Below are 14,824 nucleotides of genomic sequence, written 5' to 3'. Positions count from 1 at the left end.
GTAGCTAGCATCCTCACCGCGTCTAGTTGTGAGCTGTTTTCTAATCGGGAAACGGCCAGCTTTCGCACTTATTTACAGAATTGCGCTACCGCTATGACCATTCAAATTGCAACGCTGGGGTATCCCCGCATTGGTAAAAATCGTGAGGTTAAAAAGGCATTAGAAGCCTTTTGGAGCAACAAATCCGATACAGACATCTTGTTGCAAACAGTCCAAGAAGCTGAATTTGCAAACTGTGAATTTGCAAACTGGAAGATACAGCTCGAAGCAGGGATTGATTGCATCGGCATTGGCGACACCACCCTCTACGATCATGTGCTGGATTGGACAGTGCGGTTCGGATTAATCCCAAATCGCTTTCAATCTCTCACCGAACTTGACCAGTATTTTGCAATAGCACGCGGCAGGGACGGCATTTTAGCGATGGAGATGACCAAGTGGTTTGATACCAATTATCACTACATAGTGCAGAACATAGTGCAGATCGACGAGCCTGCTCTACGAGAGGGATTACCCTTGAAGCCAGAGCACTGGAACGAGTATCTATCTTGGGCGGTTGATGCGTTTCGTTTGGCCGCTGGGGTTGCCAAGCCAGAAACCCAAATTTACACCCACATGTTTTACTCCGAGTTTGGTGACATTATTCAGCACATTGAGCGTCTCGATGCAGATGTATTGTCCATTGAAAATAGCCGCAGCAACAATGGAACCCTATTTGAAATCATCGATACGGGCTACCAACGCCAAGTTGGCAACGGTGTTTACGATGTCTACAGTCCAGTGGTTTCCAGCATCGAACAGATGGTTCAGCAGCTAAAAACTGGAATTGCCAATCTAGTGATTGAACAGATTTAGGTTAACCCGGATTGCAGATTGAAAACACGCCGCTGGGAGGAAGTGATTCCCGCTCTGAAAAACATGGTAGAAGCCTCACACATCGTTAGGAGAAAAGCCCATGCGACCAAAGAATGAAGTATGGCAAGGTTATTGCGGCTACTGGCAAGATCTATTCATTCGGGAAAATCTGTTATCCCTGGGACATGCGGCATGGCAAGGATTTACCACTCAAGGACGGGGCATAGTGGTCTGCGATGTAGCGATTATCGAAGCTAAGTCTGTGGATTGGAATAGCGACGTCGTGAAATATACAGTTCGGTTTGTGCCCCTACCTGATATTCCAGCCTATTTGCAGGCGCTCAATTTAGAGACAACTTTAACTGATTACCTACTCGATATAGCACAAACCTACGATCCCATCCAGCACGTTCTGCTGTTGATTAACGAAAATGGCCGGGCCGATATCAATTGGCTTGAACATCTTGCTATCTCCCCAGCCGACTGTTATCAGCAGATGGAGCCGCGTTGGTCAGAGTTCCAGCTTGAAGACCCTGCCCACGGAGGATGCTATGAGTGAAATTCCTGAACTGATGGCCTGGCAGCAGGAGTTTATTGCTAAGAATTTGTTGGAGATCGGCTATAACGCCTGGGCGGGTTACTTAGGCAGTGAACGCGGCGCCATTATTTGTAGTACCAATTCTCCGAAAGTTAGTATTGCAGGGGAATCTTTTCGCACCCACTTTACTCAGCGATCGTGCTTGGCGGCCTTTTTGAATGCCTGGTTAGCAGTTCCTGATACAGTGATTCTGCGTCACCACTTTATAACAGCTCAGTTGGTCAAGCGCTTGCAATCTCTGGTGCAGCAACAGGAAATTTATCGAATCAAGGGCTTTGTTGCTGTGCCTAATAAGGCCACGCGGTTGGTCATTCAAGGTGTGGGCAATCGATTTGATACTTTTTACGATCGCCCCTGGCAACCCGATGAACCCCGTCAAACTCGATTAGTCTTCATCAGGCGATTGCTCCAGCAAAGCCAAATTTCCCTAGCCCTCCTAGCTAACTCGCCTAGTTGGCTGAAGCAATCTCATGAGCCACCTGTTCTGCTTTGAAGAAGCCGGCCCTAGAGATTAAAGATTTATCCAGAAAATTTTATCCAGAAAATGAGAATGATAATTATTATCATTTTGTGCACCTCGTGATGTAAAGGATATGGAGATGAGTTGTTGGTATTCTATTGTCGCTTTGAGATGGGCTGTAAGTGGACTCGCTCTACTGCCGATTCCTGTTTCCGCAATGCCCACTGCGTTAGAGTTATTCAAGCCCGAAGAAACAATGATAACCGCTCAAGAGTCGTCTAGTCCGGCCCCTAGCCCCACTCCAATCGTTCCAGCCCAGTCAGATAATCTTGATGCAGATGAAGAACTTGATGCAGATGAAGAAGAGTTGATCATCATCGAACGGATTCTGCGGCAACCTGTATCTACTCCCGGTCGGGGAGAAGCGATCCTGCGCGATTCCACGCGTCCAACCTATGTGATTAATCGGGAAGAAATGGAGCAGCGGGGAGCCAGAACTGTGCGGGAAGCGCTACGGTTTTTGCCAGGAATTTTAGGGGATGGCACTGTAGGCAGCCAGGTCAATTCCCTCAGTGGGCAGTTTATTCGCGGCTCAAATACGGCGCAGGTATTGATTTTGCTGGATGGTCGTCCAGTGAATAATCTGGGTGGGGGCGGTTTTGATCTATCAGAATTCACCACTGATGCGATTGAGCGGATTGAGGTGTTGCCAGGGGGGGGGTCAACGCTGTATGGGTCAGGTGCGATCGGCGGAATTATCAATATCATCACTCGTCGAGCTGAACAAAAGCCATTCAATGCTCGTGTCAGCGGGAGTTTTGGTAGCTATGGCTATGATGATCAAACTCTACAAATTAATGGCACAGTCGATCCAGTACGCTATTTCCTCAGCTATAACCGCATCCAGGCTGAGTATGATTTTCCTTTTTCCATTCCCGAAGCGGGGTTTCGCAGTACTCGGAACAATGGGGATGCGCTATACAACAATCTGAATGCCCGGCTGGAATTCAAGTTGGGCGATCGCGCTACCCTCAGCTTCAACACCTTCTACTTACCCAAAGAGCAAGGAGTTCCGGGCGGTGTGCCAATTCCCTTTCCCATCTTTGGACAGGGCTTTTTCAACTCCCTCACCGATAACAACCGTAAGTATACAGATCAGGTCTTAAGTGATGTGACATTGCAAGTACAATTGGGAGCAGGCACTGATTCTTTACTCACGACTAGACTCTATTTAGACTTTCTCAATACTCGATTTGATAATCGCACTGCCTTTGCAGATACTCTTTCAGTTGTGCGTGGTGTTCCAGTTCTAAGGCGCACATCTCAAACACAGCAACGGTTTCAAACTAGACAGCGATCTCTGGGCATCCAGGTGCAGCACAACTGGAAACTGGCTGCGAATCAAACTATAATCTATGGCTTCGATTATCGCAACACTGATGTAGAGAACCTGACACAAAATCTGATCACTGATGTTGTGCGAATCAACTACGATGATCGCATTGGACAATGGGCCGTCTTTGCACAGTACGCACTCGATATTGTACCCCAATTGACCGTGACAGCAGGGCTACGCCAGGATTTTAGTAGTTTACGCAATGGTTCAGCCCTGTCCCCCTCCGTGGGAGCCAGACTATTGTTAGGTGATTCAACGACATTACGTGCCAACTATATTCGCAGCTTTCGCACCCCTACTTTGGCAAACCTGTTCAATGCCAATCCGACTAATATTGGTAATCCCGACCTCAAGCCGGAACGGGGCAACAGCTTTGACGTGGGGATTGATCAGAAGATTGGCAACTTTGCCCTTTTACGGTTGACCTACTACCACAACACCATTTCCGATTTGATTGCCTTCCAGCGTATCAACCCACCTGTCAATGGGATTTCTGGCACCTTTCAAAACCTGGGGAAAGTACGCTCTCAAGGGTTAGAGGCTGCACTGAATGTACAAATCGTCCCCAATGTTTATGCCTTTGTTGGATATACTTTGAATGATCCCAAAATTCTCCAGAGTGTAAATCCAGGTGAGGAAGGGCGAGAACTCCGATTTGCAGGAGCAAATAAACTAAACCTAGGACTCTGGTATGAAAATGCAACGGGCTGGTACGCTGGACTATTAATGAACTCCTTAAGTAGCTATCCTACAAATAACCTGAACACCGAGTTTTTGCCAGGATACACTACGTTTGATTTGCGGTTGAGAGTACCAATTACCTCTCAATTGAGACTGAACTTTGGCATTGAAAATCTCTTCAATCAGCGGTATCAGGTATTTCCAGGATTTCCTGATGCGGGACGTATTATTCAGGGAGGGCTGACCTATAACTTTTAAGGAGGATTGTAATGTCTGAATTTAATCGCCAGGTAACACCATTGCACCAGTCTGCTAAGGAACCATTACCCAGTGGTGGATGGATAGAATTTGAAGATTTCCCAACCACGATCGATGTGCTGGGTTCACTCCTGTATTTTCTATTCCAGGATCACTGGCAGGAAGTTGGTTTAGGACACATGGTGGATGGCAGTGTACTGGAACTGGAATTCCCCCAACCTCCCAAAATCATTCGCCTGTACGATGGCTACCTGACTGTTGTGACCGAAGGCTGGCATATGCACCTGTGTATTGAAGAGAATCAGGGCGGCCCAGAATCAACCACACCCAAAGAACTGAGTCGCAAACGATTGGTCAGTCGAGCTGCATTGTATCGACGGTTTAACCCTCGTGGACAAGTTCGTAGTTGGGGCATTCAGTTCTGGAATGGAGCGGGGGAGCGGATGATGAATGTGTTTTTGCCTAATCCATTTGTAGGTGAGAATGAGGATTTGTTACCGGAGAATAAGCCCGATCTTCGCAAGCTCGGATTGTATGAACAATTGCGAGAAATTTATGTCCAGGGCAGTCAATTGATTCCTTACGAAACCAATCCTTTAAAGCGTCCGTTTGTCTCGGTCTGTCGATCAGGACGGTGTAATCCTACTCGGAACTGGCAACCGATTTATGAGGCGTTACGGAGTGCCGTGGCGGAGTCGGGGTTAGAAGTAGATGTGATTCATTCTGGTTGTTTAGAAGTATGTAAATTGGGACCTGTTGTGTTTTATTCTGGCGATAAAACTTGGTATACCTGTGTCACGTCTGAACTTGCTCAAGATATTGTGTATGAACATCTTTGTAAAGGTAATAAAATCAAGTCTCATCTATATCCGCCAGCGAAAGATTTATGAGTAAACATCTGAATCTTGGTTGGTTGATTTTAGTAAGTGCGATCTCACTTTCTTCCTGTGCGATTGCGCCTCCTCAAAAGACTCCTGAGCTTTATTCAGAGTGCATCGACAACTACCAGAAAGGAGTGGATTATTTCCCTCATAAGGTGCACATTACGAATGCTCAAGGGTTTACTGTTGACTACCATAAGCATTACAAGATTGTGTCAGTAAATCATCCCTGGAAGGATGCTAGGACCCGGTTTCAATATATCCTAGTACAGTGTGGTACCCCCACTCCTGAAGGATTTAAGCCGGAACAAGTTATACAAATTCCAGTGCGATCAGTGGTGACTTTATCCACGACTCACTTTGTGCCCTTGCAACAATTGGGAGTGCTTGATCGCTTGATAGGAATCAGCAACTTTAAGGACGTGACAACCCCTGCAGTGAATGAAAAGGTTCGAAAGAATCAACTTGCTGAAGTAGGGAATGCTGGAGGTTTGAAACTAGAGAAAATTTTGGAGTTAGCACCCGATTTAGTTACGACCTTTGGTACGGGTAACCCGCAGACAGACGCTCATCCCAAGTTATTAGAGGCAGGAATTAAGGTTGCGATCGTGGCGGAATATATGGAGTCTACGCCCCTAGGACGAGCAGAATGGATGAAATTCTTAGCCCTCTTTTTCAATCGGGAAGCGGAAGCGGAACGGAGTTTTGCGGAAGTTCGGCAACGTTATCAAGCGATCGCAGCCAAAGCGAAAACAGTCAACCGCCGACCCACCGTATTTTCTGGTTTCGAGCGCAAAGGTACCTGGTACGTGCCAGGGGGCAATAGCTATGTCGCAAAGTTCCTGGCGGATGCAGGGGCAAATTACCTTTGGTCGGACGATCGCAGCCCTGGCAGTTTGCAACTTACCTTTGAGCAAGTGTACGATCGCGCCGCCCAGGCACAATACTGGATTATCAACGCCCCAAGTGTTAAAACACGCGCTGATTTGTTAGCTATTGACCCCCGTTATCAGGGCTTTGCTGCTCTGATAACTAATAACGTATTTAGCCCCACTGCGAAGGTCAATCCTCAGGGGGGCAATGACTACTGGCAAAGTGGGATCGCCAATCCTGACGTCATCCTAGCCGATCTGGTGAAAATCTTTCACCCAGAGTTAGTGCCTGGTCATCAATTTGTTTACTATCGGCAACTCCCCCAATGAAGTGGCATCATCCTTTACCCCCCACTCTTTGGCTCGGAGTTTTGCTGACTGGAGTAGCGCTGATCTTTGCCCTAAGTCTAGCGGTCGGCTCCGTCTCCATTCCCCTAGCCGATGTAATCACAATACTACTCGGTGGCACTCCCACCAAACCCAATTGGGGTAATATCATTTGGCAATTTCGTCTCCCCCGATCTTTGACAGCCATGCTAGCAGGGGCAGCTTTAGCTATCAGTGGACTGCAACTACAAACCCTGTTCCACAACCCTCTGGCAGGTCCCTTTGTCCTGGGAATTAGTTCGGGTGCCAGTTTGGGGGTAGCGATCATGGTGTTAACCTCTCAACAGTTGAACTGGTTGTATGGAGATCTGAGTCTGACCACTGCTGCCTGCCTAGGAGCTGCCAGTGTTGCAGGATTAATCATTCTTACATCGAAAATTGTTCGCAATCCGGTTGCCTTACTGGTGCTGGGATTAATCTTTGGATATTTAACGGGTGCCATTGTCAATATTCTGCTGCAACTCAGCTCTGCCCAGCAGGTGCAGCAATTCGTGATCTGGACGTTTGGCAGTTTTGGCGGAGTCACCTGGAAACAGCTTCCCCTACTGACAGGAGGTATTTTGGTGGGGGGGACGATCGCGATCGCTAATCTTGCGGCGCTTAATGTCATGCTACTGGGCAGTGTGCAGGCGCAAGCATTAGGGGTCAACCTGGATCGGCTGCGATTTCTGGTTTTACTCAGTTCGTCGATTCTGGCAGGAATTGTGACGGCATTCTGTGGACCGATTGCCTTTCTGGGGGTTGCTGTTCCCCATCTCTGCCGTGGCATCCTGCAAACTGCTGATTTACACCGTTTGTTGCCTGCGGTGATTCTGGTGGGAGCTGGACTGGCATTGATGGCAGATCTGCTTTCGCAATTACTGGTGCGATCGTCAGTGCTGCCGCTCAACTCAATCACGGCACTAATGGGCGCCCCGATCCTGATCTGGATCATTCTGCGCGATCGCGTCTCTAGACACTACCGATAACGGACTTATTAACCTGGCAATATTTTATCTTGCACGAACCATAGGTGCTGTTAGGCCTCACTGTAACACACCATTAACCCATGCTCAGTGCGTTACGCTGTTGCTTGAGCGTAGCTCCAGCGAAGCCATGCCGTTAGACTATTGTCCGCAGGACTATATATAGCTCTACGCGGGTGCGTTAGGACACTGAAATTAGAGAGGAAGTGGGGGCTTCGCCCCCAGCCAGGAGTTCCACCCCTGCACCCCGTTCTAACCATAATGACTACCGCTATATTTTCCAACACAATTAAAAGTCCCAGAAAGAGAGCCAACTGGGACCTCAAACTAACCTTGTGATGAGTAGCAAAAACGATAAACTACCTATGCCATAGTGTTAAACAACACTGTCCATAGAACGCCAGCTGTAACAATAGCCAGCAATAGATTTGTAAAGAAGCGACCTGCCTCAGCACTGAAACCAAGTACTTTATCTTCCTGGCCTGCGGTAAAGAACAATGACCATGCTTGGTTTGCACTAATGACTTCAGACTTGGCATTAAAGTCAGGTCTGAACACAACTGGACCAATCAGGTACTTATTGGGGAAATCGAAGTCAGTTTTCATGAGAGTTGTCTCCAAAATAGATTACGTTTACTGATGCAAAACTCACCTAGAGGGAAAAGCCTACAGCCCTGTCAACCAGCCAATTACACCATGTCCAGTCACTACTTCTAGGATCAGGGCGGACATAAAGCCAATCATTGCCAGCCGTCCATTCAGCTTTTCTGCATATTCGTTAAAGCCAAACTTCTGAATGTCATCCACATACATTCTGGGTTCAACTGCATAAACATTGGCGCGTCCACCTTCTTCTATGACCCGTCCACGAACCATAACGTTGCCTCCTTTTTTTTAGATTATATAACAAAGTGTAACTTAATGTAAATAAATATTTCAATATTCTTGACATAAAAAACCTTTCGTATGAGCAAACTAGAAAATCGGCTAACTGTAAAAATGCTTCTGAGTATCAATATGGATGGAAGGTCTCTCCGATGTTCATTGAGGAGGGAGACGAAATTGTCAGCAAGAGCTATATGACTCGGACGGAGAGCGAGAACCCCGTTTGCGGCACTACTTAGCACGGTTGCACCGCAAAACTCTTGCTATTCCAAGTCCGTTAAGATGCTGAAGTGTTCACTTCGTTTACTGCTTCACTACCTGGAGTATCGAACAGCTCCTCTGCCAGCTTAGTTCATTACAGTTTCAGCAACACCTACCCCATCACTCATCCACTGCCCCTTTCGTCCGGATATCGGTCAGTTTCTCTGGAATAGTTAAATGGACTTACCTGGATGAATGGCTAATGCGTCGGGCGATCGCAGGAATCAAAAGCCGCTGGCGAAACTTTTATTACCGCAGGCTAGGCGTCAGGCTGCATGGCTATGTTTGGATGCGAGAAATTGAGATTCCGCGCAATTTCAGTGATATTGAACTAGAAGGTGGTTGCTCTCTTGATCGGGGAGTGGTTCTTCTGTGCAGTGGTGAACCGTTACCTCATCCCAAAATTTGTATTGGTGCCAGCACTTACATTAATCGCAATACGTTTCTCGATGCCACATTGTCGCTAGAGATCGGTAGAGAGTGTGGAATTGGCCCTAGCTGCTATATCACCGATCATGATCATGGGACCGACCTAGCTTTTCCTCCCCTCGGTCAGCCGATGGTTTCCTTACCAACTCGGATTGGCGATCGCGTCTGGATCGGTGCCAATGTCACTGTTCTTAAAGGGGTCAAGATTGGTGATGATGCAATCATTGGGGCAGGCAGCGTTGTAACAAAAGATATTCCAGAACGAGCGATCGCTGTTGGAGTACCCGCCAGAGTGATTAAGTTCCGGGAAGCCCGTGAGTTGGCACTAGAACATTCATGATTACTGAACAAACATTATCAACGTGGGTTTCTATTGGCATTACGACCAAAAACCGCTGGCATGATCTCAAGATCACGCTAGAAAAGTTGGTGGAAACTAAATTAGAGACTCTTCCAATCCTAATTATTGATGATGGCTCCGATGAACCCTGTCCCTTTAATCTAAAAGGGTTTCCACTAAACATCCAACTGCAACGGTTTACAACCTCTAAAGGTTTGATTGTCCGCCGCAATCAGCTAGCACAGACAATGCAAACCAAGTATTATTTGAGTTTGGATGATGACTCCTTTCCAGTTTCTGGTTCGTTAGTAGAAGCAGTTACCTTTGCAGAATCCCGTAATGATTTACTCTGTCTTGCATTTCCGGTATACAACCCGGTGATGAATGTTTATCAGAGTCAGTCACGTCAGAAAAAACCGTATCAGGTACGCCACTTTATTGGGTGTGGGCATCTAATTCACCGTCCCCACTTTTTGAGTTTAGGAGGATATCGGGAGGAATTAATCCACCAAGGGGAAGAGATGGAAATTGCTGCCAGAGCTTTTCAGCGAAGTTTGTACTGCTACCATTTCCCTGGATTTGAAATTCATCATGTGGCATCTAATTCGGGTCGAAACTGGCAGCGAATGGACTTTTATGGGGCGCGTAACAATGTTCTCTGGAATGATTGGTTTGTCCCTCGATCGCTGAAGCTAATTAAGCAAAGCCGTACCCTCGTGTCTCGCGTACTTCACTCTGTCAAAGTCGGTCGTCTCGGTCAAGTGAAGGGAGGACTTGCCGGGCTAAGCGCGATTCCAAAATATAAAGATAAACGAGAATCCATGTCTTTGGAACAGTTCCGCCAATGGCAACACCTACCTGAAAGCTAATTTCTCCGGATTCTGCCCTATAAGTCCTGAACAATGCAATGAAGTTGCAGTAAAAGCTCACGAATTATTTCAGGCATAAATTATGGCTAAGTCCCTTTCAGCGTGGATTTGCTGCCAATTAGGAGCACGGGAACACTACGCTATTCCTCGTGCTTTGTACTCAGTCGATCAGTTGGCCTGTTTAATTACCGATGCGTGGGTAACACCTCAATCTGGATTTAACCGTCTTCCCGCAAAGATTTCAGCTTCTTTGAAAGGGCGTTTTCATAGGGATCTGGTAGCCGCTCCAGTTCAGGCATTTAATTCCTCATTATTGCAATTTGAGCTGACGCACAAACTTAAGCAAACACCGGGTTGGAATCGGATCGTTGCTCGCAATCACTGGTTTCAGCAGCAAGCTTTGGAGCATTTGCGGGCGATCGCACCTCAGCTCAGCCCTTCCACCGTCTTGTTTTCTTACAGCTACACTGCACTTGACCTGTTTCGCTTTGCTAAACAACAGGGCTGGCAAACGGTTTTGGGACAGATCGATCCTGGCCCTTTAGAAGAGAAAATCGTTGCAGCAGAACAGGCAAAACACCTAGGGCTGGAGCCTGCCTGGCATCCTGTACCGCCAATATATTGGAAAACCTGGCAAGAAGAATGCGCTCTGGCGGATCGAATTGTTGTAAATTCCTGCTGGTCAAAACAACTTTTGGAGCGATCGGGGATTGAGCCTGCCAAAATTCGAATAGTGTCGCTGGTGTATGAACCCCCTCAAGAGGTTGCAAACTTTACGCGCACCTATCCGCAAGCATTTACTCCCGAACGTCCCCTGCGGGTGCTGTTTCTGGGAATTGTGACCCTACGCAAAGGAGTAGCCGCCATTTTAGAGGCCATCCAACATTTGCAGGGCAAACCCATTGAGTTCTGGATGGTGGGTGCTCAGCAAATTTCCATTCCTGCCCAATTTCAAAATCATCCCCAAATTCGCTGGGTCGGGCAGGTTCCTCGCAGTGAAACACCACGCTATTACCAGGAAGCAGATGTTTTTCTGTTCCCCACCCTTTCCGATGGATTTGGGCTTACTCAGTTAGAAGCCCAGGCATGGAAATTACCCATTATTGCTTCTCAATATTGTGGTGAAGTTGTGCAAAATCAGGTAAATGGATGGGTATTAGAAGAGGTGACGGGAGCGGCGATCGCAGACATCCTTCTATCTGTCCTCAACGGTCCAACTCAGTTAAAACAATTTTCTGATCAGGCAATTTCAATTTCAAACTTCAATTTGTCATTCCTGGTCAACCAACTTCAACATTTGGTTGACCAACAACTGATTCCTTCCATCACAAGAGTTTAGAATGAATCCAATAATTACCGTTACTTTTGTCGGCTGGAAACGCCAGGAAGCTCTTAGAAGGGGAATTGAAAGTACCCTGATGCAAACCTACGATAATATTGAAATTTTAGTTCTAGACAACTCACCAACTGATGAAATCTATCGATGGTTGTTAGAAGAATATCCTCAAGTAAAAGCAATCAAAACAGCATACCCGATCCTCCTTCCAGCAGCCCGTAATATTTTGGTTGCTACGGCTAAAGGAAAGTATGTCGTCTTTCATGATGACGATAGTCGATTCTCTCACCCTGAAGATGTAGAAAAAGCAGTTTCCTATCTGGAATCCCATGACAATGTTGCCTGCCTAGCTTTCAGAGTTGGCAGCGACGATAAGGATGTAAACCCTCAATTTGAAGCTGATTCAATAAAACCTATTATACATATATTGCCTGTGCCACCATCTTTCATCGTTTAGATTTCATCAATGCGGGTTGGTACTTTGAAGACTTTTGGCTTTATGGTGAACAGTTAATCATGTCATTAGGTTTTTTTGGAATTGGGAAGGAAATTCATGTTTTTCCAGAAGTATTCATTATTCATAAACCAGAAATGATTGGGCGCGCAAAGGATAATTGGAAGCAATACTTGGTTGCTGATGTGGTGATGAAATCAGGAGCTTTTCTACTCAGGTCCCCAATCCCCGACGTATTTTTCTGGTATCCAACACTACTACTTTTTTATACATTTCAAGCCGCTATTGTTCGAAGAAAACCACTCTCTGCGCTACTAGCTTTCTTTAAAGCTATATCCCTATTTCCGGTCTTCCTAAAAAACAGAAATCCTATCTCAAATGATGCCGCATTAAGGTGGCTGAATGTTCGTAAGCAATATCAGGAAGACTATTACAAGCGAATTGGAAAATGGACATGGTTCCGTAAATATATTCCAGCTACACATTAGTTTTTAATCGCATTATGGGACTAACAACAAAGATACGTGTTGTTTTTTATTCAATTGTTCCCTCTCCCTATCAGCGGGATTTGTTTTTTTCCCTGTCACAACGTCCCGAAATCGATTTAACGGTCAATTATCTGGAATCTGCCAGCCCTGATTCACCCTGGCCTCAAAAGGCTTTACAGCCCTATGAATCCATCCTGCCAGGAAGATATCTCTCCTGGGGATCATCCCGTTTCCATATCAACTGGCATTTACCCAACCTTAAAACTATCGATGCGGTTGTTCTAAATGGTTATCAGAGTTTAACTTCCCAAATCATTTTGAATCACACGGCAAAACGAATTCCCTGCATTTTTTGGGGTGAGAAAATGGTTGCCTCCTCCGGTGGAGTCAAGGGCAAATTACAAAAAGTACTGGCAGGGGGATTACAGCAGTGCTGGGCGATCGCCGCCATTGGCTCCAAAGCCGTTGAAGATTATCAGAAACGCTTTCCCGGCAAACCAATTGTCAATATTCCCTATTACTGCGACCTGTCCCAATTCAGCACCTATATTCCCCAGCGACCGCGGGACCCAATCACCATTCTGTTGTGCGGGCAGATGATTGCTCGTAAAGGAGTGGATTTATTGCTGAGTGCGTTTGAACGGCTGGTGCGATCGGGCTTCAAAGCACGCCTTTTACTGGTTGGACGGGAAGCGGAGTTACCCCAAATGATGGCCACTTTATCTCCCGAAACCAGGCAGTGCATTGAATATGCAGGCTTTCAGGCCCCCGAAAACCTACCTCACTTCTTTCGGCAAGCTGATTTGTTTGTACTACCCAGTCGGTATGACGGTTGGGGCGTGGTTGTGAATCAGGCATTAGGGGCGGGTTTACCGATTATTTGTTCAGATGGGGTTGGTGCCGCCCAGGACTTGGTGGAACCCGGTGTGAATGGGTTTATTTTTCAAAACGGCGATGTTGACAGCATCTTTCAAGCCCTCACCCATTACCTTCAAAATCCTGAGGCGATCCGGACGGCCAGTCAGATGTCTTTGGCGAAGGCTGCCAATTGGTCGCCTGAAGTAGGGGCAAAACGTTGGCTTGAAGTTTTGGAAAAGTTTACGGATCAGAGCGATTGTTTCAGAAAAGAGGTTTAGAGGTTGTTTGACCATAAAAACCATGCCATCTCGTCGCTTGCGAGTCCTATTCCTGGCATCTTACTTTCCCAAGCCAGATAACCCATTAATGGGAACCTGGGCGCTGTCGCAAGCACAGGCGCTTGCCCGCCAGGACATTGATCTATTGGTGGCGTCGTTCACCTCCTGGGTTCCTAAAAGTTTGGCGATCACTCCAGGCGCAAAAGCCTATGCGAATTGTCCCCAGTCCTACACCTGGGAAGGGGAGGTGAAGGTTCACTATCCTCGCTGGCTTTATTACCCGGTTAAACCGATTAAACAGTGGGCCTATGCCAATCCTACTCCCTACCTCAAGCTGGCCTGGTGGTCAGCTAAACGTGTACTTTGCCAGATGGTTGAAGAATTTCAACCCGATGTGATCTTTTGTCACCACAGTCTACCGAATGGGTGGCTGGTGGCTCAGTTTCCAGCTCATTTATACCGACCACTCATTACCCTGGATCATGATTTTGAGGAAATCACAGACTGTTATATTCATCCCCATCGAAAAGGGGCGATCGCAGTTGTTGTCAATCGTGCTTGGGCAATGCTAGCAGTTGCTAGCCGGATGCAACATGACATTCAACAGTTATTTCCCCAGGCCCAGGTCTTAACCCACTACAACGGAGTTGAACCCATCCCTAAATCTTTGTTCGATAATCGTCGTCCACTTGAATTACGAAAGAAAAAAATCATTCTGGTTTGTGCTCTGTTTGCGGAGCGGAAAGGGATTCCCCTCCTGATTGAAGCCTTTCATCAAATTGCCTTAGCCCATCCAGATGCCGTTTTACGCATTATTGGCAGCGGACCAGATGAGGAAAAAATCAAGGATACGGTCAATCGGCTTGCCCTGAACCAGAGAGTGCAACTAGTTGGGAAAAAGCCACACTCTGAAGTCCTTCAGGAGATGGTTTGGGCAGATTGTTTTGCTCTGGTTGGCTGGAATGAACCTTTTGCGACGGTTTATCTAGAAGCAATGGCAGCAGGTTTACCTATTGTTTGCTGCAATGATGGGGGCATCAACGATGTTATTTCAGATCGGGTTCATGGCTTTGCAGTGCCTCCCAAAAATGTAGCGGCCACTGCGGCAGCTCTTGATCGGATGTTGAGCGATGATGCTAAGCGGATTGAAATGGGCATTCAGGCGCAACGGCTGATTCATCAAAAATTAACCTGGGATGCCAGAGCAAAAGAGCTTTTAGGCTTGTTTGAAATGGCGGTTTCCGGTCAGATGCAGTATGCCGCGTGATCATGC

Annotated in this window: 14 protein-coding genes and 3 pseudogenes; 15 read left to right on the top strand and 2 right to left on the bottom strand. The window is 46.8% G+C overall.

What is annotated here, in order from left to right:
- The first annotated feature begins 93 nt into the window (after positions 1-93).
- The 7 genes and pseudogenes from P4D80_RS12535 (at position 94) to P4D80_RS12505 (ending at position 7,356) form a co-directional block, all read left to right on the top strand.
- A pseudogene (locus P4D80_RS12535) lies at positions 94-972 on the top strand (hypothetical protein).
- Entirely contained in the window at positions 956-1,414 is a 459-nt protein-coding gene (locus P4D80_RS12530) for a hypothetical protein (RefSeq protein WP_421659468.1), read from the top strand. Before P4D80_RS12535 ends, P4D80_RS12530 begins: the two are co-directional and overlap by 17 nt.
- On the top strand, positions 1,407-1,946 hold the full coding sequence (locus P4D80_RS12525; protein WP_421659467.1) for a GTP-binding protein: 540 nt from the start codon (positions 1,407-1,409) through the stop codon (positions 1,944-1,946). The genes P4D80_RS12530 and P4D80_RS12525 overlap by 8 nt, the downstream gene beginning before the upstream one ends.
- Before the next feature lie 184 nt (positions 1,947-2,130).
- Positions 2,131-4,248, top strand: coding sequence for a TonB-dependent receptor (locus tag P4D80_RS12520; RefSeq protein ID WP_421659466.1), 2,118 nt, complete (start codon positions 2,131-2,133; stop codon positions 4,246-4,248).
- A gap of 11 nt (positions 4,249-4,259) precedes the next feature.
- Positions 4,260-5,138: a (2Fe-2S) ferredoxin domain-containing protein gene (locus P4D80_RS12515; protein ID WP_421659465.1), complete on the top strand. Its 879-nt coding sequence runs from the start codon at positions 4,260-4,262 to the stop codon at positions 5,136-5,138.
- A gap of 146 nt (positions 5,139-5,284) precedes the next feature.
- Positions 5,285-6,331 carry an ABC transporter substrate-binding protein gene (locus P4D80_RS12510; RefSeq protein ID WP_421659464.1) on the top strand — a complete coding sequence of 349 codons (1,047 nt, stop codon included), beginning with the start codon at positions 5,285-5,287 and terminating at the stop codon, positions 6,329-6,331.
- The gene (locus P4D80_RS12505) at positions 6,328-7,356 is read left to right on the top strand and encodes an iron chelate uptake ABC transporter family permease subunit (RefSeq protein WP_421659463.1); all 1,029 of its coding nucleotides are present in this window, start codon (positions 6,328-6,330) and stop codon (positions 7,354-7,356) included. The genes P4D80_RS12510 and P4D80_RS12505 overlap by 4 nt, the downstream gene beginning before the upstream one ends.
- Before the next feature lie 360 nt (positions 7,357-7,716).
- Here P4D80_RS12505 and P4D80_RS12500 read toward each other — a convergent pair whose 3' ends face one another.
- Positions 7,717-7,959: a hypothetical protein gene (locus tag P4D80_RS12500; protein ID WP_421659462.1), complete on the bottom strand. Its 243-nt coding sequence runs from the start codon at positions 7,957-7,959 to the stop codon at positions 7,717-7,719.
- A 60-nt stretch (positions 7,960-8,019) separates the two neighbouring features.
- On the bottom strand, positions 8,020-8,229 hold the full coding sequence (locus P4D80_RS12495; protein ID WP_421659461.1) for a chlorophyll a/b-binding protein: 210 nt from the start codon (positions 8,227-8,229) through the stop codon (positions 8,020-8,022).
- Positions 8,230-8,372: 143 nt separating this feature from the next.
- Here P4D80_RS12495 and P4D80_RS12490 point away from each other — a divergent pair.
- The 8 genes and pseudogenes from P4D80_RS12490 to P4D80_RS12455 form a co-directional block, all read left to right on the top strand.
- Positions 8,373-8,589, top strand: a pseudogene (locus P4D80_RS12490) (IS1 family transposase); the annotation flags it as partial.
- Positions 8,590-9,073: 484 nt separating this feature from the next.
- Positions 9,074-9,226 (top strand): annotated as a pseudogene (locus P4D80_RS12485) (DapH/DapD/GlmU-related protein); the annotation flags it as partial.
- 38 nt (positions 9,227-9,264) lie between these two features.
- Entirely contained in the window at positions 9,265-10,137 is an 873-nt protein-coding gene (locus tag P4D80_RS12480; RefSeq protein ID WP_421659460.1) for a glycosyltransferase family 2 protein, read from the top strand.
- Positions 10,138-10,219: 82 nt separating this feature from the next.
- Positions 10,220-11,476 (top strand): glycosyltransferase family 4 protein, encoded by a 1,257-nt coding sequence (locus P4D80_RS12475; RefSeq protein ID WP_421659459.1) that lies wholly within the window; start codon positions 10,220-10,222, stop codon positions 11,474-11,476.
- A gap of 1 nt (position 11,477) precedes the next feature.
- Positions 11,478-11,930 carry a glycosyltransferase family 2 protein gene (locus P4D80_RS12470; protein ID WP_421659458.1) on the top strand — a complete coding sequence of 151 codons (453 nt, stop codon included), beginning with the start codon at positions 11,478-11,480 and terminating at the stop codon, positions 11,928-11,930.
- A 59-nt stretch (positions 11,931-11,989) separates the two neighbouring features.
- Positions 11,990-12,415, top strand: a complete 426-nt coding sequence (locus P4D80_RS12465) for a hypothetical protein (protein ID WP_421659457.1) — start codon at positions 11,990-11,992, stop codon at positions 12,413-12,415.
- Positions 12,416-12,429: 14 nt separating this feature from the next.
- Positions 12,430-13,551, top strand: a complete 1,122-nt coding sequence (locus tag P4D80_RS12460; RefSeq protein WP_421659456.1) for a glycosyltransferase family 4 protein — start codon at positions 12,430-12,432, stop codon at positions 13,549-13,551.
- Between the two features lie 22 nt (positions 13,552-13,573).
- A complete protein-coding gene (locus P4D80_RS12455) occupies positions 13,574-14,818 on the top strand; it encodes a glycosyltransferase family 4 protein (protein WP_421659455.1) in 1,245 nt (414 codons plus the stop codon).
- Positions 14,819-14,824: the final 6 nt, after the last annotated feature.

This window comes from Leptothermofonsia sp. ETS-13 (assembly GCF_049200465.1).
Taxonomy (GTDB): domain Bacteria; phylum Cyanobacteriota; class Cyanobacteriia; order Leptolyngbyales; family Leptolyngbyaceae; genus Leptothermofonsia.
This window is presented reverse-complemented; position numbering and strand designations above follow the sequence as displayed.

What these genes read in the sequence shown, in the direction of transcription:
- P4D80_RS12530 (WP_421659468.1), top strand. Translation starts at nt 956, where the DNA reads ATGCGACCAAAGAATGAAGTATGGCAAGGTTATTGCGGCTACTGGCAA.
- P4D80_RS12525 (WP_421659467.1), top strand. Translation starts at nt 1,407, where the DNA reads ATGAGTGAAATTCCTGAACTGATGGCCTGGCAGCAGGAGTTTATTGCT.
- P4D80_RS12520 (WP_421659466.1), top strand. Translation starts at nt 2,131, where the DNA reads ATGCCCACTGCGTTAGAGTTATTCAAGCCCGAAGAAACAATGATAACC.
- P4D80_RS12515 (WP_421659465.1), top strand. Translation starts at nt 4,260, where the DNA reads ATGTCTGAATTTAATCGCCAGGTAACACCATTGCACCAGTCTGCTAAG.
- P4D80_RS12505 (WP_421659463.1), top strand. Translation starts at nt 6,328, where the DNA reads ATGAAGTGGCATCATCCTTTACCCCCCACTCTTTGGCTCGGAGTTTTG.
- P4D80_RS12500 (WP_421659462.1), bottom strand. Translation starts at nt 7,959, where the DNA reads ATGAAAACTGACTTCGATTTCCCCAATAAGTACCTGATTGGTCCAGTT.
- P4D80_RS12495 (WP_421659461.1), bottom strand. Translation starts at nt 8,229, where the DNA reads ATGGTTCGTGGACGGGTCATAGAAGAAGGTGGACGCGCCAATGTTTAT.
- P4D80_RS12480 (WP_421659460.1), top strand. Translation starts at nt 9,265, where the DNA reads ATGATTACTGAACAAACATTATCAACGTGGGTTTCTATTGGCATTACG.
- P4D80_RS12475 (WP_421659459.1), top strand. Translation starts at nt 10,220, where the DNA reads ATGGCTAAGTCCCTTTCAGCGTGGATTTGCTGCCAATTAGGAGCACGG.
- P4D80_RS12470 (WP_421659458.1), top strand. Translation starts at nt 11,478, where the DNA reads ATGAATCCAATAATTACCGTTACTTTTGTCGGCTGGAAACGCCAGGAA.
- P4D80_RS12465 (WP_421659457.1), top strand. Translation starts at nt 11,990, where the DNA reads ATGTCATTAGGTTTTTTTGGAATTGGGAAGGAAATTCATGTTTTTCCA.
- P4D80_RS12460 (WP_421659456.1), top strand. Translation starts at nt 12,430, where the DNA reads ATGGGACTAACAACAAAGATACGTGTTGTTTTTTATTCAATTGTTCCC.
- P4D80_RS12455 (WP_421659455.1), top strand. Translation starts at nt 13,574, where the DNA reads ATGCCATCTCGTCGCTTGCGAGTCCTATTCCTGGCATCTTACTTTCCC.